Origin of the sequence: Bacillus thermotolerans (assembly GCF_000812025.2) — a bacterium.
Classification (GTDB): domain Bacteria; phylum Bacillota; class Bacilli; order Bacillales; family Domibacillaceae; genus Quasibacillus; species Quasibacillus thermotolerans.
Genome location: NZ_JWJE02000027.1, coordinates 26089 through 45554 on the forward strand (window position 1 = coordinate 26089; position 19466 = coordinate 45554).

The 19466-nt window shown below is 43.0% G+C and carries 21 protein-coding genes and 1 riboswitch; of the genes, 9 read left to right on the forward strand and 12 right to left on the reverse strand.

Annotated features, from left to right (window positions below; genetic code table 11):
* Nucleotides 1–126: 126 nt before the first annotated feature.
* On the reverse strand, nt 127–1362 hold the full coding sequence (locus QY97_RS11410; RefSeq protein ID WP_039233543.1) for a dicarboxylate/amino acid:cation symporter: 1236 nt from the start codon (nt 1360–1362) through the stop codon (nt 127–129).
* 272 nt (nt 1363–1634) lie between these two features.
* On the opposite strand from QY97_RS11410, the gene QY97_RS11415 reads away from it, so the two are divergent.
* Both QY97_RS11415 and QY97_RS11420 read left to right on the forward strand, forming a co-directional pair.
* A complete protein-coding gene (locus QY97_RS11415; RefSeq protein ID WP_039233545.1) occupies nt 1635–1940 on the forward strand; it encodes an ArsR/SmtB family transcription factor in 306 nt (101 codons plus the stop codon).
* Nucleotides 1941–2067: 127 nt separating this feature from the next.
* Nucleotides 2068–2505, forward strand: coding sequence for an arsenate-mycothiol transferase ArsC (locus tag QY97_RS11420; RefSeq protein ID WP_039233547.1), 438 nt, complete (start codon nt 2068–2070; stop codon nt 2503–2505).
* Nucleotides 2506–2555: 50 nt separating this feature from the next.
* Here the strand turns inward: QY97_RS11420 and QY97_RS11425 are convergent, their stop codons facing one another.
* Nucleotides 2556–3848 carry an NCS2 family permease gene (locus tag QY97_RS11425; RefSeq protein WP_039233549.1) on the reverse strand — a complete coding sequence of 431 codons (1293 nt, stop codon included), beginning with the start codon at nt 3846–3848 and terminating at the stop codon, nt 2556–2558.
* A gap of 145 nt (nt 3849–3993) precedes the next feature.
* A riboswitch (purine riboswitch) is annotated at nt 3994–4095 on the reverse strand.
* Nucleotides 4096–4244: 149 nt separating this feature from the next.
* Here QY97_RS11425 and QY97_RS11430 point away from each other — a divergent pair.
* Nucleotides 4245–5066 (forward strand): EcsC family protein, encoded by an 822-nt coding sequence (locus QY97_RS11430; protein ID WP_039233551.1) that lies wholly within the window; start codon nt 4245–4247, stop codon nt 5064–5066.
* Here QY97_RS11430 and QY97_RS11435 read toward each other — a convergent pair.
* Nucleotides 5058–5765 carry a TrkA C-terminal domain-containing protein gene (locus tag QY97_RS11435; RefSeq protein ID WP_039233552.1) on the reverse strand — a complete coding sequence of 236 codons (708 nt, stop codon included), beginning with the start codon at nt 5763–5765 and terminating at the stop codon, nt 5058–5060. The two genes, QY97_RS11430 and QY97_RS11435, sit on opposite strands and share 9 nt — an antisense overlap.
* 103 nt (nt 5766–5868) lie before the next feature.
* Nucleotides 5869–7281: a SpoVR family protein gene (locus QY97_RS11440; protein ID WP_039233553.1), complete on the reverse strand. Its 1413-nt coding sequence runs from the start codon at nt 7279–7281 to the stop codon at nt 5869–5871.
* Between the two features lie 179 nt (nt 7282–7460).
* Here QY97_RS11440 and QY97_RS11445 point away from each other — a divergent pair, with 179 nt between their 5' ends.
* The 3 genes from QY97_RS11445 (at nt 7461) to QY97_RS11455 (ending at nt 8749) form a co-directional block, all read left to right on the forward strand.
* Nucleotides 7461–7679, forward strand: coding sequence for a YhdB family protein (locus QY97_RS11445; RefSeq protein WP_039233555.1), 219 nt, complete (start codon nt 7461–7463; stop codon nt 7677–7679).
* 180 nt (nt 7680–7859) lie between these two features.
* Nucleotides 7860–8276: a disulfide oxidoreductase gene (locus tag QY97_RS11450; protein ID WP_039233600.1), complete on the forward strand. Its 417-nt coding sequence runs from the start codon at nt 7860–7862 to the stop codon at nt 8274–8276.
* Nucleotides 8277–8278: 2 nt separating this feature from the next.
* Complete coding sequence (locus tag QY97_RS11455) at nt 8279–8749, forward strand: thioredoxin family protein (RefSeq protein WP_039233557.1); 471 nt, start codon at nt 8279–8281, stop codon at nt 8747–8749.
* Between the two features lie 79 nt (nt 8750–8828).
* Here QY97_RS11455 and QY97_RS11460 read toward each other — a convergent pair whose 3' ends face one another.
* Entirely contained in the window at nt 8829–9230 is a 402-nt protein-coding gene (locus QY97_RS11460) for a YhcU family protein (protein WP_046128507.1), read from the reverse strand.
* Between the two features lie 113 nt (nt 9231–9343).
* Between QY97_RS11460 and QY97_RS11465 the strand changes: the two genes are divergently transcribed.
* Nucleotides 9344–10246, forward strand: coding sequence for an RluA family pseudouridine synthase (locus QY97_RS11465; protein WP_039233559.1), 903 nt, complete (start codon nt 9344–9346; stop codon nt 10244–10246).
* A gap of 45 nt (nt 10247–10291) precedes the next feature.
* On the opposite strand, the gene QY97_RS11470 is transcribed toward QY97_RS11465, so the two are convergent.
* The gene (locus QY97_RS11470; protein WP_039233560.1) at nt 10292–11140 is read right to left on the reverse strand and encodes an aldo/keto reductase; all 849 of its coding nucleotides are present in this window, start codon (nt 11138–11140) and stop codon (nt 10292–10294) included.
* Between the two features lie 388 nt (nt 11141–11528).
* Here QY97_RS11470 and QY97_RS11475 point away from each other — a divergent pair, with 388 nt between their 5' ends.
* Nucleotides 11529–12827 (forward strand): NCS2 family permease, encoded by a 1299-nt coding sequence (locus tag QY97_RS11475; RefSeq protein ID WP_039233563.1) that lies wholly within the window; start codon nt 11529–11531, stop codon nt 12825–12827.
* A gap of 49 nt (nt 12828–12876) precedes the next feature.
* On the opposite strand, the gene QY97_RS11480 is transcribed toward QY97_RS11475, so the two are convergent.
* The 3 genes from QY97_RS11480 to yhbH all read right to left on the reverse strand — a co-directional run bounded on the left by QY97_RS11480 (nt 12877) and on the right by yhbH (nt 15464).
* Nucleotides 12877–14010 carry a zinc-dependent alcohol dehydrogenase gene (locus QY97_RS11480; protein WP_039233565.1) on the reverse strand — a complete coding sequence of 378 codons (1134 nt, stop codon included), beginning with the start codon at nt 14008–14010 and terminating at the stop codon, nt 12877–12879.
* 71 nt (nt 14011–14081) lie between these two features.
* Entirely contained in the window at nt 14082–14210 is a 129-nt protein-coding gene (locus QY97_RS11485; RefSeq protein ID WP_039233566.1) for a hypothetical protein, read from the reverse strand.
* 114 nt (nt 14211–14324) lie between these two features.
* Nucleotides 14325–15464, reverse strand: coding sequence for a sporulation protein YhbH (yhbH, locus tag QY97_RS11490; RefSeq protein ID WP_039233568.1), 1140 nt, complete (start codon nt 15462–15464; stop codon nt 14325–14327).
* Nucleotides 15465–15554: 90 nt separating this feature from the next.
* Here yhbH and QY97_RS20675 point away from each other — a divergent pair, with 90 nt between their 5' ends.
* Nucleotides 15555–15731, forward strand: coding sequence for a hypothetical protein (locus QY97_RS20675; protein ID WP_166701692.1), 177 nt, complete (start codon nt 15555–15557; stop codon nt 15729–15731).
* Between the two features lie 49 nt (nt 15732–15780).
* Here the strand turns inward: QY97_RS20675 and QY97_RS11495 are convergent, their stop codons facing one another.
* The 3 genes from QY97_RS11495 to QY97_RS11505 form a co-directional block, all read right to left on the reverse strand.
* A complete protein-coding gene (locus tag QY97_RS11495) occupies nt 15781–17676 on the reverse strand; it encodes a PrkA family serine protein kinase (RefSeq protein WP_039233570.1) in 1896 nt (631 codons plus the stop codon).
* A gap of 332 nt (nt 17677–18008) precedes the next feature.
* A complete protein-coding gene (gene trmL, locus QY97_RS11500; protein WP_039233572.1) occupies nt 18009–18482 on the reverse strand; it encodes a tRNA (uridine(34)/cytosine(34)/5-carboxymethylaminomethyluridine(34)-2'-O)-methyltransferase TrmL in 474 nt (157 codons plus the stop codon).
* Nucleotides 18483–18539: 57 nt separating this feature from the next.
* Complete coding sequence (locus QY97_RS11505) at nt 18540–19400, reverse strand: amidase domain-containing protein (RefSeq protein ID WP_039233574.1); 861 nt, start codon at nt 19398–19400, stop codon at nt 18540–18542.
* Nucleotides 19401–19466: the final 66 nt, after the last annotated feature.

Genomic DNA, 19466 nt, shown 5'->3' on the forward strand with positions numbered 1-19466 from the left:
GGACGGTTATCTCCTTTTGCTTTTGTAATTAGTGACTCTATCCGTTTAATTATATATTAATTTTTGGAAGTTGAAAACCAAATAAAGCAAGCAGGCCATTCCTGGCATGCTTGCTTTATTGTTCCATTAAGCGCCGTCACGCTGTTTCTTAATCGTTCTCTTCTTTTCAGTTTCCGCCACATATAACGCACACGCAGCGTCACCAGAAATATTAACAGCTGTACGAGTCATATCAAGAATACGGTCAATACCAATAATTAAACCGATACCCTCAACCGGAAGCCCGACACTGCCCAATACCATTGCCAGCATAATCAAGCCGACACCTGGTACTCCGGCCGTTCCTACACTTGCTAAAACGGCTGTCAATACAACGGTTACTAATTCACCCATCGTCAAATCAATACTGTACACCTGAGCGATGAAAATAGTCGCAACCCCTTGCATAATGGCTGTTCCATCCATGTTAATAGTCGCGCCAAGAGGCTGAACAAAGGAGCTGACAGACTTAGGTATATTCAACTTCGTCTGCGCCACTTCCATGGAAAGCGGCAATGTGGCGTTACTGCTGGATGTACTGAAAGCCACTGTCATAGCAGGTGCAAAGTTTTTAAAGAACCAAATCGGGCTCTTTCTCGCAAGCAGCAGCACAGTACCTCCATACGTTAAAATACAGTGAATGAGGAGCGCAGCTAACACACAAAGCATATAGCTTCCCATCGACTGAATCGCATTCCACCCTTGTTCTCCAATAGCTGAAGCAATCAAGCCAAACGTTCCGTAAGGAGCAAATTTCATCACAAGGTGAACAAGGTACATCATAATATCATTACCTTGTTCAAATAAGTTGAATATGCCCTTTGTTTTTTCACCTAAAGCCGCTAAAGCAAGACCAATGAAAAGAGCAAAAGCGATAATTTGCAGCATGTCACCCTGTGACATCGCTTCTACCGGGTTTTTAGGAATAATATTCAGTAAGGTTTCGCTCACAGGAGGAGCTTCCTCTGCTGAGAACTCTGCATTCTCCGCATCAAACGTGCCTGCCTCTCCCGGCTGAACGACACTCGCAATCGCTAAACCGATCGTGATGGCAATAGAAGTGGTCACTAAGAAGTAGACAATTGTTTTAAAACCAATTCTTCCTAGCTTCTTCGGATCACCTAGGCCGGCAGCCCCTAACACGATTGAGAAAAAGACAATCGGCACGACAAGCATGCTGATTAAGTTAAGAAAGATTTGACCAAGCGGGTCAAATACATATGGATCTAGGACGCTGTATGCACCAGGTGTGAACATATTTAATAATAGCCCAACCACTGCACCGGCGATCAACGCAATAATAATCCTAGCAGTTAAGTTCATGCGTTATTCTCCTTTCTAACATTCCAAAATGAGTGCATTTTTATATAAGAGGGGGTCTAAGCATTGGTGACAAAATGAAGGGGAAAATATAGTTAAGTTTACCACTAATCTTGTTTATTAAACCCCTTCGACATTATACACGATAAAGATAACGCTTACAATTGAATGTTTTTTCCCACTTATCCGACTAATGAGTGCTTAAATTCAATATTCTATTATGAATGATCACTTGATGTACTGAAAACAAAGGCACTGCACTTTAGGAAGTTACTATGCAAAAACCCCCTTATGAGCTGGATGAAGAAACGCTGTTTATTGTTTCTCAAACCTTTAAAGCCCTACCTGACCCTACACGCCTAAAATTTTTAAATCTGCTCTTCAACGGGGAACAATCCGTCAACGATATTGCCCAAAAGCTGTCCATGCTTCAGTCTACCGTCTCCCAGCAGCTTCGTTTCTTAAAAAACCTGCGGCTCGTTAAATATCGCCGGGAAGGCACGACCTTGTACTATTCTCATGATAATGAGCATGTTATTGACCTTTTGTCCCGGACAATCGAGCACACCAACCATCATTAACCTCCTTACCATCCAATACACCTAGAACTTTCCGCCTTATCTTTTCAAAAATTTTTCTAGTATGGAAGCATACTTTCCATAAAAAGGGGTAAAAAAGAAACAGAACAAAGGCAAAGGGGCTAGCACAATGAAAAGTAAAAATATATTGTTTTTCTCTACATCTAATGAACTAAGCATCATGGCAGAAGGTTGGGCTTCTAAGCTAAATGAGCCTGCATTAAATTTTATTAGCACCTCATTCGATAAAGCCCTTGATCCTAGCCTTTCTATCGAAGCAATGAAAGAAGTTAACATAGATATTACAGACAAGGAGCCAGCATCTCTAGCTCCTAAACTAATTAATGAGGCAGATTTGATCGTCAATATTTATGATTCGGACTATGACCAAGGACTGACCCTGCCGCTAGCTTCTGATAAGAAAGTTCTTTACTGGGACATTCCTAACCCTGCTTACTGCAAAGATGTGATAGAAAAGTGGGCAGCTTATCAAATCGTATGCGATGAATTAGCTGGACATGTAAAGCAATTGGAAAAAGATTTAAAATCCCCCCCGCCAAAACAATAGATTAGGCAGGAGGGATTTTTTTACTTTATTTAACGGCAATCGGCTTTATCCTATAAATACATGAAGTAAGCTACAAAAGCGATAAACAATACATACAGAAGCGGATGAAGCTCTTTTCCTCTCCCCTTGGCAATCATAGTGACTGGATAAAGAATGAAACCGAGAGCGAGCCCGCTTGCCACACTGGATGTGAGCGGCATCATAATAATTGTCACGAAAGCAGGAATGGCCACCTCTGGACGATGCCAGTTGATATTTTTAATACCGCTTGCCATTAAAGCACCGACAATAATCAGCGCTGGCGCTGTGACAGCTGACGTAATAACGGAAAGCAGCGGAGAGAAGAACAGGGAAACGGCAAATAAAGCGGCAATTATAATTGAAGTAAACCCTGTTCTCCCTCCAGCTGCTATACCTGCGCTTGATTCAACCATAGCAGCTGTAGTTGATGTGCCCAGCACGGCCCCTACTGTTGCTGCTGATGAATCCGCCAGGAGCGCACGGCCAGCATTAGGAATTTTATTTTCCTTCATTAAGCCAGCCTGGGAGGCAATAGCAATTAATGAGCCGGCTGTATCGAAAAAGGCAACAAACAGAAATGTAAAAATAACAGCCAGCATATCCGGCGTAAAAATGCTATCTAAGTGACTAAAAACAACCCCAAACGTCGGTTCTAGGCTTGGAATGGCGCCAATGATGCGATCAGGTACCTCAATCAGCCCGACAACCATACCGACAGCTGCGGCAATGGCCATGCCGTAAAAGATCGCGCCGCCGATTCCCCGCATCATCATAATAATCGTCACAACAAACCCGAATACTGCCAGGAGCACTGTCGGCGACCGCAAATCCCCAATAGCAATAAATGTATCAGGATTTGCCACTACAAGCTCGGCGTTTTTCAATCCAATGAAAGCAACGAAAAATCCGATTCCGCCCGCAATAGCATGCTTTAAATCTTCGGGAATCACGTTAATAATTAATTCACGTATTTTCAGCAAGCTTAGTATGACGAATAAGACACCTGAAATAAACACACCGGTTAAAGCTGTCTGCCAAGGTATTCCCATACCGATGCAAACAGAAAAAGTAAAAAATGTATTCAACCCCATGCTTGGTGCAATGCCAATTGGGTAATTAGCTAAGAGACCGATCAGCAGTGAGCCAATAATAGCTGATAAAGCCGTCGCTGTAAACACAGCTCCTTGATCCATTCCCGCCTGGTTTAAAATGATGGGATTAACGACAAGAATATAAGCCATGGACAGGAAAGTAGTAATACCTGCCAGCGTCTCTCGCTTGTAGGTTGTTCCTCTCTCCTCAAAAGCAAAAAAGTGTTTCATCTGTTCCTGCTCCCTGTTTTAGATTTGATGCTTTGCTTGAATAAATAAGGCACTCATTTCCAATGCACCATATATGTGAATGAAAATAAAAAAGCCTCCACCTAGTGGGAAGCTGCCTAAAAAATAATAACGCACAGATAGCGGACAGGAAGTCCACACACTCTGTAGTCAAGCTATTTACGGCAGCCTGGTAGAAACGTCCAAGCCTTATTCTTGGACATATACAAAGGTGAATCTCTTTTCAATTGCGGAAAGTATACCAAAATCCACTTTGTAAGTAAATCAGCTAGGCTATATTCATAATCTTTCCGCAACTCACTAAAAAGCATAATTTCCTGAAACTTTGCTGCATACCTCAACGTATGTAAATTATTCAAGAAAAAGGTTGGGATAAACATGGAAACAAAAGAACAGCTGCTGGCTGAGCTTTCGGCTATCCAAAAATGGGAAAAGGAACAAAAAAAGGTATGGATTTGGGAACGAATCAGCCGGCTTCCCTTTAAGGTGTTAGACCGCCTAACACCAAAATTCATTCAAGAAAAGGTTGGTCAGCTGCTTGATGAGATCGGCAGCTTTATTCAAACAGGCGGACAATATTTAATCCAGGAGAAGTATGTACTCAAGAGAGTTCAGGAAGCAAATCCCGAACTGACTATCCTTTCCGTCAAAGATGCTGGCACAGCTCCCCTTGAGAAAATGGCTGCTGTCAGTGAACAGCTAACGAGTTCGAGGGCTAATCTTGCAACCGTTCAAGGAGCAACGACTGGTGTTGGTGGTATCTTTACTCTTGTTGCGGATATTCCGCTGCTTTTAGGCCTATCCTTGAAGACACTTCAGGAAATCGCCATTATTCACGGCTATGATCCGCATGAAAAGGAAGAACGCCTCTTTATTATTAAATGCCTCCAATTTGCCTCTTCTGACGTAGTGGGCAGGCAGGCTATACTGGATGAATTATCTGCCTTCTACGAGGGAAGCAAATCACACGACAAGATGATTTCTCAGCTTCAAGGATGGCGTGAAGTTGTCTATACGTATCGAGACCAATTTGGCTGGAAAAAAATGCTTCAGCTTGTGCCCATCGCCGGCATCTTGTTCGGTGCCGTTACGAACCGATCGGCTATTTCGGATCTGGGCGAGGCCGGAGCCGTGCTTTACCGAAAGCGACGCCTTATGGAAAGAATGCAGGCAATTACTGAACAGGAAAGCTCACTCTGATGAGCTTTCTTCCGATGTACTTTCGACCTTTTCGTCTGCCTGCAAGAACCTTTCTTCTAAGTCTTTTTTATTTCCGTAAATATACAAGCGGTCTCCTTCCTGTATCTTCTCTTTCCATAACCCCCTGCGTATATTCACCTCTCCTCGTTGAATAAATAAAATATTTAAGTCTTCTTCATTTTTAATAAATTCTCCGATGGTCTTTCCAATTAAAGGGGACTCCTCTTCCACCGCTATGTCTGTTACAACATCGTCATTTTCTAAATAAAGCGCATCCTTAATCGGCAGCTCAGAAATCTCCAGCTTCTTTTCCATCTCATGATGAAATTTATCTCCTAGAATTCTTTTCGTAAGAGGTGTTCTCCCAATAAGAACTACTGCAAGCAGCACAACATTAGTAATCATTAGCTCCTTTAGTCTTAAATCATCGGCGAGCATATTCGTAATGGAGGAAATAATGACTGCCAAGGAGAAAGCGCCAAATAAGATCAAGAACATACTCAGCCTTCTGCGTACCGGATGATCAATAATTAACTGTGACTCATCTGTTGTAAAGCCTGTACCTGTCAGCATAGAAATGACTTGATAACGGGAAATGTCTCCCTCTAGCCCTGTCAACCGGAACATGATCACAGAGATTTCAATGACTAATCCGACAAATAAAAAATAAAGAAGAATAAAAATAAGCGTCGTATTCATTTGCTTTCCTTCTTTCTGGAAACATTCGCTAGCTTTCTGATTCCCTTTTCGTTATGAAACAAAACTAAAAAACAGGTACTGGAGAGACTCCAGCACCTGCTATTTATAAATATTTACGCTGGACCTTGTGACCACTGAAACTAAAGAGTACTTCCCGGTCTTCGATGATCGTCTCAAGATGAACAGTCCGCCCCCATAGCGTGTACAGATGCGGCAGTACCTTCTCTAAATATTTAATATCCAGCTCGATGCCCTCATACCAATGCTTGAGATACAGCTCTCCCGCTTTCATGTAGTCTCCATCGTTTACCGTTAAATAAGGAAAGCCGCCGTTGACTCTCATATTCACTAACTGGTCACGCACGTTTGTCCATTCCTTATCAGTAATTTTATAATCCTTCCCTTTTTTCTGGAATAAATACATATCTTCTCTCTCTACCAGTTCTTTCGTTAAATAGTTGCGCAAGAAAGAGATATCTCCCTCAATTTCCCGTACCTCAAAGATTTTTTCTCTTCCTGAGCCTGGCTTTACTCCCCGTCGCTTCATTTCCTCGGTCGGGTTATTGTAGCGTTCTTCAATGTCCTCGAACATTTTCAGCCCTAAATAATACGGATTAATGGATGTGCGTGAAGGCTGGACGACACTGGCATTCAGCTTGGCGAATTCGATGGCCTCTCCAGAGGTCAAATCCAGTTCACGTAAAATGCGCTGATGCCAATAGCTCGCCCAGCCTTCATTCATAATTTTCGTCTCAAGCTGCGGCCAAAAATACAGCATTTCTTCCCGGATCATCGTCATAATATCACGCTGCCAATCGTCCAGATCACGACTGTATTGTTCGATGAACAGCAAAATGTCCTTCTCCGGCTGAGGAGGAAATGCCTTTTTCACCTTCTTTGGCACCATTTCTCTTTTTCCGGAGTCATCTAATTGCCAAAGATCGTCATACTCCCGCTTTTTCCTCTTTATTATCTTTTCCTCCAAATCGTCTGCCTGCCAGGAGAGCTTTGGTCTGAGGAGAGAGGGATCGATGTGTTCTTCAATTGCAAGGACGGCGTCCAGGAAGGTTTCAACCGTTTCTTTCCCGTAATCCACTTCATATTGACGGATTCGTTCAGCCGTAGCTGCCATGCTCTCTACCATATTTCGGTTGGTTTGCTGGAAACGGGCATTATTTTTAAAGAAATCACAGTGAGCCAATACATGAGCCACAATTAATTTATTTTGAATAAGGGAATTCGTATCGAGCAAGAATGCATAGCATGGGTTAGAATTAATAACCAGCTCGTATATCTTACTTAACCCCAAGTCATATTGAAGCTTCATTTTAAAAAATTGTTTTCCAAAGCTCCAGTGGGAAAACCTCGTCGGCATTCCATAAGCGCCAAATGTATAAATGATATCCGCTGGACAAATTTCATATCTCATTGGATAAAAATCCAGCCCAAAGCCAGACGCAATTTCTGTAATTTCATCAATGGCATATTGAAGCTCTTTCATCTCCGCTTCGTTCATATTTACTTCCCCCTTTTGCCCTTTAACAAATACTTATGAGAAAAGACAAAAAGTCATACCGGCTTTCCATTCAATTCTTCCTTCTTCTTTCCTAAACAGTGCTCCCAATATTTGCAGAGAGAGTTCAGGGCCTTCATCGAACATACTAAAGGTAATTCCTCTACAAAGGGGGACTAACCTTGGTTTACACCGATTATGACCGGGCACTGTATTATATTTACCGATCGGATTGGGATAATCTTCTTGTACTAATGGTACGTACAGGGGATCATTTGCTGTCGAAGAAAATCGAGCATTTTCTTCATGCTTGCTCCTTTCCTAATCCTTATTCTACAGTGGAGAAAACATTTTATACGCTATTCGACTATATTGAACACGCCAATTCGCTAAATGCCTGACCGAATTCCACCAGTTAACCGGCCGCTAAAGCCACAAAGCTTTGGCGGCCGGTTTTTATTTATGGAATCTTTTGTTCCTAGGGACCGATGGTATTTTTTAAAAGAAAAATAGATTGTTTTATTTTTGGCTCGGAAGATAATATAATTGGCTGGAGGAAATTTATTGGGAAAGGGACAAATATGAATAAAGAAAATTTACTCTTGAGCGCCTGGGCGACTTCCTTTGTTGCGATGCTGGGCAGCTTGTATTTCTCTGAAGTGATGCAATATGAGCCATGTGAGCTTTGCTGGTATCAGCGTATTTTTATGTACCCGATGGTCTTTATTTTGGGATTGGCTGTCGTTAAAAAGGATGCAGCTGCCGCTCGTTATTCACTCTTGCTTTCAGCTGCAGGCAGCCTGGTCTCCATTTATCATTACGCGATCCAGAAAATTGAGTTTTTTACCAGCAGTGCGCCAGCTTGCGGACGGGTGCCCTGCACGGGAATGTACATTAATTGGTTCGGCTTTGTCACCATTCCCTTTTTAGCACTGACTGCTTTTGTTATCATTTTTATTATCAGCCTTATGATTATCAAAAGAAAGGACCACGTATAAACATGAAGAAAATTCTTATTTTTGCAGCCATCATCCTTGTTTTATTTGGCGGTATTGTTTTCTTAACAAATTACCAGCAAGATCAGGCTTCCGAGGGTAACCCCTATGGCAAAGACGAGCTGCACCCTGAAACCATTAAGCAGCTTGACGACCCTAATTACAGCAACTTAATCTTGCCAGATGAGCTAAAGGAGAGCTTACAGAACAGTGAAGACATGTTTGTTTACTTTTATAGCCCAACCTGCCCTCATTGTCAGCAAACAACGCCTGTTTTAATGCCGCTGGCTGAAGAAGAAAACGTAGATGTAAAACAGTTTAATCTGCTTGAATTTGAAGACGGATGGACAGATTACCAAATCGAATCCACACCAACTTTAGTCTATTATGAAAATGGCGTAGAACAGGAGCGCATCGTCGGCAGCCAGCCGGAAGAGAACTTTGAAGCCTTCTTCCAGGCTCATAAAGAGGAATAAATTCTTCCCCCAAGGCCTTTCAGCCGGGGGGATTTTCATTTGCTGCCATAAAGAAAAGCTTCCTCTTGCAGCGGAAGCTTTACATTAAATACGTATGTACAGGTGCTTCATGTTCCCATAAAGAAGCAACATTTCTCTTATTAGTGAAGTGGCTGAAGAAGAAAGGAAACTGAATACCAAATTCCTGTAGAATCATCGTGTTCTTCTCAAACATTTCCTGGTAAGTCATTGGAAGCCGATCCGGGTTCTTCGTTTCAAGGATAGCTGCAATTGTCTGTAAGCTCGTGATGACCTGGAAGGCATCACGCAGGTTGCCGAACTGTTCAAAGTGCTCCTCCTTTATATCAAGAATTCCGCTTTCATACATTTGCTCCAGCTCTTTCCGACCGAAAAAACGTGGCAAAAGGTCTTTCTTTATCCGATTAACTAGGGCAACAATCTTTTCTTCTTGCTCGCTCGTAGAAGCAATAATTACTTTCAAAGAAACACCTCTCTACTCCTGCGATTTAGGGGTATATTTAAGTTAAGGATAACATAGAAACAAACGTAATATGATGGTAATTTTTGAAATAATAAAAGAAAGGAGCCAGCTTTTTGTACTCAACTATAAAGAACGGCGTCATATATGAATTGACTATTTCTACAGACTTGGAGGGAAAATCTGTTCAATCCATCCTGAAGGAGCATTGGAAGCTTCCTAAAAAAATGGTGCACCAATGGAGAATGGAAAAAGCTGCGGGAGTAAACGGCCAGCCAGCTGACTGGCTTGCTCCGCTTGCAGCGGGCGACCGGCTCTCCCTTCCCTTGTTTCGGGAGAGCGAAGAAGCCGTCTTCCCCTCCAATCTGACAGTTGAATGGCTATATGAAGACAATCATATCTTGGTAGCCAATAAACCAGCGGGCATGAAGACCCATCCAAATGCTTCATCGGAAACCGATACTCTGCTGAATGCTGCTGCACATCGTGTGTATCAGTCTGAAAAAAGCAGCTTTATCCGCCATGTCCACCGTTTAGATGAACAAACATCCGGTGCCGTGCTATTTGCTAAGCATGAAGCCGCCTATGCAGTCTTCTCCCGCCTTCTGGAAGAACGGAGCATTAAAAGAACCTACCTGGCAGCCGTACAAGGCTGCTTAAAAAAACAAAAGGGCATTCTTAATCAATCAATCGGCAGAGACCGGCATCACCCTACGAGAAGGCGTGTCTCCCCTTCCGGCCAGAAGGCGATTACCCACTATGAGGTGATTAAAGAGGACAAGGAGCAAGGCTTCTCCATTGTAAAGTGCCAGCTAGCAACCGGCCGGACACACCAGATTCGAGTGCATTTTTCAGCTATAGGCCACCCTTTACTTGGGGACAGACTATATGGCGGAAAACCCATCCTTTCCCGGCAGGCGCTTCATGCAGCCGAGATCAGTATTCCGCATCCATTTATCGGAGAAACAATCACCTGCTCCGCCGACGCTCCCCCTGATTTATTGACCTTTTTCCGATAACCTTCTACACAAAAGCCGGGCAAGACTGCCCGGTTTTTTATATGCTTACTTAAAATCTTTAAAGAATTCATCGGGGTTCGGCCCTAACCGTTCATCCTTGTTGAGGCCACTGATGCGATTCATCTCCTCTTGAGAAAGCTCAAAGTCAAAGATTTCACTGTTTTCTCGTATTCTGTCGCGGTTCACAGATTTCGGGATGATCACAGTGCCGTTTTGTAAATGCCAGCGCAAAATCACTTGTGAAACCGACTTACCATGCTTTCTGGCTAAATGAGTTAGGACCGGCTCATTAGCCAACTGATTGCGGGCGATGGGTGCCCAAGCTTCAATGACAATATCGTTCTCACGGCAATAGGTGCGTAATTCTTCTTGTGTCAGCATCGGGTGATTTTCTACTTGGTTAATAACCGGCTTCTCGTTGCTTGAAGCCATAAGCTCCTTCAAATGATGGACCTGAAAATTACAAACACCGATCGCTTTGACCGTTCCCTCATTATATAAGCGCTCAAGTGCCCGCCATGTATCTTTATATTGGCTGTCTTTTCCCGGCCAGTGAATCAAATATAAATCCATATAATCAGTTTGAAGCTTCTTCAATGACTCTTCAAACGCTCTTAATGTATGATCATATCCCTGGTCACTGTTCCAAACCTTAGATGTAATAAATATCTCTTCACGGCTGACATCACTCTCCTTGACTGCAGCTCCGACTACCTGCTCGTTTTCATATAAAGAGGCGGTATCGATTAAGCGATAGCCGATTTTTAAAGCTGACTGGATAGCAAAGTTCGCTTCAATCTCATCTGTCATCTTATACACACCAAGACCTAGCTGCGGCATACTTTGTCCATTATGAAGGGTAATTGTATCTTGCAGACTCTTAGCGACTTTCATGTTTACTCCTCCTTCTCAGCGTTCTTTTACTTTACCCATAAATAAGTGTATAAGCGTATCACCCACTTGTGAAGGGAGATTTTTGAAAACTCTTTTATTTCCCAATTATTCGGGTAAAGTATCTTTGTTAATTAACTTGAAACGATCAGGGGCACTGTTACAGTATTTACACAAAAGAGGATAAATTCATTATTCTGCTCAATTCTATTGCGATTAATTTGAAAGAAGACACCAGTTAAAGCTGAATCAGCTAAAGTTTTATTAATAAAAAAATTATTATAAAATATGATTTATTTTGGTGAAACTTTAAATTTGCTGTTGCATCCATTGTTGAAAACGAATAATATATAAAGTGTAATTTTAAATGTTCGTATTTTGGAGGTTTCCAATGTTTAAACTACAAGAAAATGAAACAACGGTTCGAAAAGAAGTAGTCGCAGGATTAACTACCTTCTTAACAATGGTTTACATTGTTGTTGTTAACCCGATTATTCTGCAGGATGCCGGCGTACCATTTGATCAAGTGTTTACAGCTACTATTATTGCCACGGTGATCGGTACTCTCTGGATGGGGTTATTCTCTAATTACCCTATTGCCATCGCGCCCGGTATGGGATTAAACGCTTATTTTGCTTATTCCGTCGTGGGTGCTCATGAAGGCGTTACGTATGTAACTGCTTTTGCTGCAGTGTTTGTTGCGGGCATTCTTTTTGTTCTTTTGTCTTTAACACCTTTCCGTGAGAAATTAATTATTGCCATTCCCAGCAACTTAAAATATGGAATTACAGCGGGTATTGGCTTATTTATCGCCTTTATCGGCCTTAGAATGACCGGTCTGGTTGCCGATGATCCATCCAATCTTGTCAGACTGGGGGATCTTCATAGCCCGCAGGCTATACTAGCGCTTGTTGGTCTGGCTGTAACTATTATATTGATGGTATTGAAAGTAAATGGAGCTCTGTTTATTGGAATGGTCGTTACTGGCATTATTGCTTACTTTACCGGCCACTTAACTATCACAGAAGTAGTGGCAGCTCCTTCTTTACCTGAAGGACTTATCGTTGATAATCCAATCCAAGCGTTTGCTGATGTTATTGAGCACGGACTATATGCAGTTGTATTCTCCTTCCTGCTCGTTACTATTTTCGATACAACCGGTACCATGATTGCCGTTGCCCAGCAGGCTGGCCTCATGAAGGGCAACACTATGCCCAGAGCCCGCCAAGCTCTTCTTGCTGACTCTGTCGCTGCTACAGCAGGAGCCGTCTTTGGAACAAGCCCAACAAGTGCCTATATTGAGTCTTCCACAGGCGTAGCAGCCGGCGGACGTACCGGATTAACCGCTGTGGTTATAGGTGCATTGTTTATTGTTGCAGCTTTCTTCGGCCCGCTTGTAAGCGCAGTATCAGGCCTCTCCGCTATTACAGCTCCGGCTTTAATTATCGTCGGCTGCTTAATGATGGAGAATGTCGCAAAGATTGACTGGGGCGAATTGGATGAAGCATTCCCTGCTTTCTTAATTATTTTGAGCATGCCGTTGACATCCAGCATCGCTACAGGAATTGCCCTTGGATTCATTTCCTATCCATTACTGAAGATTGTCCGTGGTAAATTCCGTGAAGTCCATCCGCTTGTCTATATCTTTGCTGTATTATTCTTTTATCAGCTCGCATTTTTACCACATTAATCAAAAAAAGACTGTTTTCAGCCTTTAAAGGCTGAAAACAGTCTTTTTTTTATGGCCTTAGTACTACCTTCACACACTCATCCTCATGGTCGTTAAACAGCTTATACGCTTCTGGTGCCTGCTCAAGAGGCATGATATGGGTAATGATATCAGTCGGATTGATCTTTCCTGCAGTAATTTGCTCAAACAGCTCTGGCATATAATGAATAACAGGAGCTTGTCCCATCTTGAGCGTCACATTTCTTTCAAAGAAATTACCAAGCGGGAACATGTTATACATTAATCCATAGACACCTGTTAACTGGACAGTTCCAAACTTTCTTACAGCATCCTTTGCAATGTTGATAGCGCTTAGTGTACCGCCCTGCAGCTTCAATTTTTGTTCAATCTTTTCAATAGCTGATTTCTTCCCATCCATGCCTACGCAATCAATGACAATATCGGCACCGCCGCTTGTTACCTCTTTCAAATGCTTGCCCATCTCTGGATAGTCTGTGAAGTTATACGTTTCCACATTATTTGTTTTTCTTGCTAGCTCAAGGCGATAAGGTAAGTAGTCTACAGCGATGACTCGCTTAGCGCCCTTCATCCAGGCAAACTTTTGTGCCATCAGCCCAATTGGACCGCTTCCAAGCACAACCACCGTATCTCCCGGCTTCATACCTGAATGCTCTACGCTCCAGTACGCAGTCGGCAGCACATCAGACATGAACAAGAGTGCTTCATCCTCCAGTTCACAGGATTCCGGCACGACAAACGGCATAAAGTTCCCGTAAGGTACGCGTAAGTACTCAGCCTGCCCGCCTGGATGATTGCCATATTGCTCAGTATAGCCAAAATAGCCCCCCGTATCCTTATGAGGGTTTGCATTGTCGCATTGGCTTTCCATATGGTTATGACAATAGAAGCATTCACCGCAGGAAACATTAAATGGGAGAACCACACGATCTCCTTTTTTCACTTTTGTTACATCTGGGCCAACCTCTTCTACAACTCCCATTGGTTCATGGCCAATAATGTATCCGGGGCTCAGTGGCATGTTTCCTTGATATAAATGAAGATCCGAGCCACAGATAGCAGTAGATGTAATACGTACAATCACATCATCCCTTTTCTGAAGAACCGGATCCTCCACCTCTTTTACTTGTACATCCTTTGGTCCTTGATAAGTGAGAGCTTTCATGTGTATCCTCCTCTTTCCTTTGTTTCTCTTGCTTCCCCATAACTGCCTATACGAACTTCTTTTTAAACGGTTTAAGAGTCAGAGTGAGTCGGCTTGTCCACCTGGCGCTGCGGCTCGATATCCTGTCCTTCTTCTCTTTTCTTCTTCTGTTCAACTGAAAGGTTCTCTTGCTCCTGCTGCTTATCTTGATTGTTTCTCATATACAAGGCTCCTCCTTTAATTCGTCACTACCCTTATTTATTTCCGCTCACACGCAAACTAAACAAAAAAGTACCTTATTGAAAGAGCCGCCGGCCTCAATAAGGTACCTGTCTCTATTCTTCTTTTCTAAAAAAGCTCTTCATTGCATAAAAAACATCTGCTTTTTGCCTTAAAATATAATGGCGGAATTTCTCATCTTCAATACTTCTATAGGAGCTCATTAATGTGCTGTTTCTGTTGTATTGGTTTACTTCCCCGTACCCGAACATATTGGATTTCTCCATCAGCTGGCTTACGAGCTTCATGCAGCGCGTATTGTCAGATGACAGATTGTCACCATCGGAGAAGTGAAAAGGATAAATATTGTAGCGCACAGGATCATATTTCTCTTCTATTAATTCCAGCGCTTTCCGGTAAGCAGACGAGCAAATGGTTCCGCCGCTTTCTCCTTTCGTGAAAAAGTGTTCCTCACTAACCACTTTGGCCTCCGTATGATGAGCAATAAACTCAATGTCTACCCGTTCATATTTTGTACGGAGAAAACGCACCATCCAAAAGAAAAAGCTCCGTGCCATATATTTCTCCCAAACCCCCATCGAGCCGCTCGTATCCATCATCGCCAGCACTACGGCCTTTGATTCCGGCTTCTGTATCTCTGTCCATGTTCTAAACTTCAGATCTTCTGGCAAAATCGGATGAAACTTCGCTTTTCCCTTCAGTGCGTTTCTTTTATAGGCTGATAGAAGTGTTTTTTTCTTGTCTACGTTACCCATCAAGCCCGTTTTACGAATATCGTTATATTCGACATCCTCCACAGTGAACGGCGCCTGCTCCTTTTGCTTTAAATTCGGTAAGGCCAGCTCGCTGAAGAAGGCTTTCTCCAGTTCCATAAAGGATACTTCTGCTTCATAGTAATCTTCTCCGGCCTGGTCGCCTGCTCCGTTTCCTTTTCCCGGCCCGTCTGCTGCACTGCCATCACGGGCAACAACATCTCCTACCTGACTGTCGCCATCTCCTTGGCCAACGTGTTTGTTTTTGTCATAGTTATATCTGATTTTATACTCTTCAATTGAACGAATAGGAATTTTGATCACTTCATTGCCGTTCGACATAATGATATTTTCTTCTGTGACAAGATCTGGCAGGTTCTTACGGATCGCTTCCTGCACTTTGTCCTTGTGCCGCTCTTGATCATCGTGTCCTTTACGATGAAGTGACCAATCTTCGCGGGATACGTGAGAGTTCTCACTCATCTCCTCTTATCTCCCCTTTCCTTACATATTAGTGTATGCGTTTGATGTGAATGTTGTACGGGTATCTCCTATAAAAAGAGGTGACTGCGCATGAGCAATGAAGACAAAAAGATCCCGGCTGCCAACGGTTCCATGGCCTCAAACCTTGAGGAAATGAAGCAGCTCGGCAGCCAAATGGAGCGTCAACGGACAAACCAAGAGCTTAAAGAGGATGAACGTCAGCCAGACCCTGTTCAACACAATTCAGATAATGCCTGCCGTTCATAAAATGATTAAAAAAGGAAAAAAGAGGGCGGCCTAAAAGGCTGCCTCTTTCTTATCTATTTAGCAAGCTTCCTACATAGCGAAGCAACTCGTTAGCTGAGATCGAGTTATACCCGTAATCATCAATTAAGCGTGCCACTACTTCGTTTACTTTCTTCAACTGCTGCTCATCCGGCGTTTTAGTGGAAGTAGTGATTTTGACAATATCTTTTAAATCAGCAAACAGCTTTTTCTGAATCGCTTCACGCAGACGGTCATGGGAATTATAGTCAAAACGCTTCCCTTTTCTGGCATAGGCGGAAATACGGATAAGAATTTCTTCGCGGAAGGCCCGTTTCGCATTTTCTGAAATGCCGATTTGCTCTTCAATGGAACGCATCAGCTTCTCATCTGGATTGATTTCTTCCCCTGTTAACGGGTCACGCATTTTCGACTTATTGCAATAGGCTTCTACATTATCTAAATAATTGTCCATTAGTGTCTTCGCAGATTCTTCATAAGAATAAACAAAGGCTTTTTGTACCTCTTTCTTTGCAATGGTGTCATATTCTTTTCTCGCAACAGAGATAAAGTTCAAATACTTCTCCCTCTGCTCGTTCGTAATGGACGGATGCTGATCGAGCCCTTCCTTTAAAGAGCGCAGCACATCTAGCGCATTAATGGAGTTTGTATCCTTGCGAATAATCGTGGAGGATATCCGGTTAATGACGTAACGTGGGTCAATGCCCGCCATTCCTTCATCCTGGTATTCTTTTTTCAGTTCCTCTACATCTGCTGAGCTGAACCCTTCTACAATTTCTCCATCGTACAGACGCATTTTCTTCACTAAGTCGATATCGCCGCGCTTTGGTTCTTTTAATCGCGTTAATATCGTGAACATCGCTGCGACCCTTAATGTGTGAGGAGCAATATGCACACCTGATACATCACTCTCACGGATCATTTTTTCATAAATCTTCTCTTCATCTGATAGCTTTAAGTTGTATGGGATTGGCATCACAATGATTCGAGAATGCAGAGCTTCATTCTTCTTATTAGAGATGAAAGAGCGATACTCCGTTTCATTCGTATGAGCAACAATTAACTCATCCGCAGAAATCAAAGCAAAGCGCCCCGCTTTAAAGTTTCCTTCTTGTGTTAAGGAAAGCAAATGCCAGAGGAACTTCTCATCACACTTCAGCATTTCCTGGAATTCCATTAACCCGCGGTTTGCTTTGTTCAACTCTCCGTCGAAGCGATAAGCACGCGGATCGGATTCTGATCCATACTCAGCAATCGTTGAAAAGTCAATGCTGCCCGTTAAATCAGCAATATCCTGTGACTTCGGATCAGAAGGACTGAATGTACCGATACCTACCCGCTTATCCTCAGAGAAGAAGATTCTTTCTACTACTACATCTTCAATACGGCCGTGATACTCTTCCTCCAGTCTCATCGTATTCAATGGCGATAAGTTTCCTTCTACTCGAATGCCGTACTCCCGGTAGAAGTCTTCTCGCAGATGATGTGGAATTAAATGGAGCGGGTCCTCATGCATAGGGCAGCCTTTAATCGCATATACTGCTCCTCGATCCGTCCGTGAATATGCCTCCATCCCCTTTTTCAGCATAGCGACAAGTGTCGATTTCCCTCCGCTCACAGGCCCCATCAATAGGAGGATCCGCTTGCGCACGTCCAAACGTTTAGCAGCTGGATGAAAATATTCCTCTACAAGCCGCTCTAATGCCTCTTCTAATCCGTATAATTCCGTGTTAAAAAAGCTATACTGTTTACGGCCGTCTTCTAGCTCTACTCCCTGATCTTTAATCATATGATAAATCCGTGAATGGGCTGACTGAGCGACCCATGGCTTCTCTTTAACAATCTCCAAATATTCAGCAAAAGTGCCTTCCCACTTTAATTTCTCTTCACTTTCCCGATACTGCTCGATTTTTTTTAAGATATCCATATAGACCTCCCGCTTTGCTTGATTAGGAACGTTTAATAAATCTTATGCCCGTACATCTTTGAACATGCTAAAGAAAAGCGGAAGAAGATGGACATGGGTTGGAAAAGTTAACGTTTTCATTCTTATGTATTTGATATATAATGAAGATAATTGTGAAGGAAAGACTTCTATAAGAAAGGAGTATATAGCATGAGTATTGATTTTCTCCTGATTTTAGGTGTCATCATTGCCTTTCTTGCTGCCATCTTTACTGCTGGCTATGAAGACAAACCAGGCACAAGAAAGTAACGAACGGTACATAAAAAAGCACCGCAGCCGCGGTGCTTTTTGTATTATTTCAATTCAAGGAAATTCTGCTGGCGCAACGCTTCATATACTAGAATGGCTGCTGTGTTTGATAAATTTAACGATCTTACGTTATCATTCATCGGAATGCGCAGACAGCGATCTTTATTTTCAGCGATCAGATCCTTCGGCAAACCCGTTGTTTCCTTTCCAAAAATAAAGAAATAATTCTTTGCGGGATCGCTGTAATCGTACTTAGCATAATTGTTTTCGCCGAACTTAGTTAAATAAAAGAACTCCCCGCCGGCATTCTTCTCGAAGAACTCTTCAAGAGAATCGTAATACATAATTTCTACGAACTGCCAGTAATCCAGACCGGCCCGTCTGAGCATTTTATCATCCGTTGAGAAGCCGAGCGGACGAATTAAGTGCAGTACCGTATCGGTAGCCGCACAGGTCCTCGCTATGTTTCCGGTATTGGCTGGGATTTCTGGCTGATAGAGTACAACATGGTTAGACAAAATTATTCACCTCATACATAAGCTATAACCTATTTATTATATCATTAACAGAAATACTTAAGAAGAATCATCTTTTATATGGAAGAACTTATACTTAATATTTGCTGTATAAGCAGTGGAATCCTCATAGCTCCAATAACGCATCCGGCTGTTTGTTGTATGAGCATTTACGAGCGGCATGCCTTTTTGATCCTTTGCTGTTACAATCGTCGTGTGATCAAAGCGGCCGTCCCCTTGAAAGTCATAGCAAATTACATCTCCAGGCTCCAATTGCTCAGGCCGGCTCACTTCTTCTGCACGGAGCCCTTTCTCCGCTCCGCTTAAGAACCAGCGGAGAGCATGAGCGACAGACCAGCTGTAGCTCCAATTATTATTTCTCATCCACCAGCCGCGGCTCCGGTCCGGGTACCCTACCATTGGTGCTCCTCCCGCATGGAGACATTGGGATACATAGTTCGTACAATCTACATCAAACTTCCGGTAAGCCGAATTATAACTGTTCCACCAGCGCTCCGCGTACTGAACGGCCTTTAGCCGATCATACCGGAACGCTCGCCTCTGTTCCGGCTCTTCAATTGGTTCCCCGGCATCGGATTCATGAGAATAGATGGCTGCAAGGTCGACTTCTTTATCTTCTAATACTTGCTGTCGCTCTATTCTGGCCTCTCTGCCTTCCACCTCTTCCTCTAAATAAAGAAAATCCCCCTGCTTAATTAAATATTTATAATGAACGAGGTAGCGAGTTAGTTGGCCGTCGTCTTCCAGAACCTTTCCGAAAGCCTTTATTTTGAGAATTTCACTATCTCTTTCTGTCATTAATTGCTTCTTCCTCAGCAGCCTTTCATCTCTGCTGGCCTCTTCGCCCTCCAAAAGACATTGCAGCCGCCGCTTCAACTCTTCTTGAAGCTCTTTATACATGCACGTGCCTCCTTCTATCCAGCATGTTCACCGACTCAACCGGCTTTTCTGCCGGCGATGGATGTT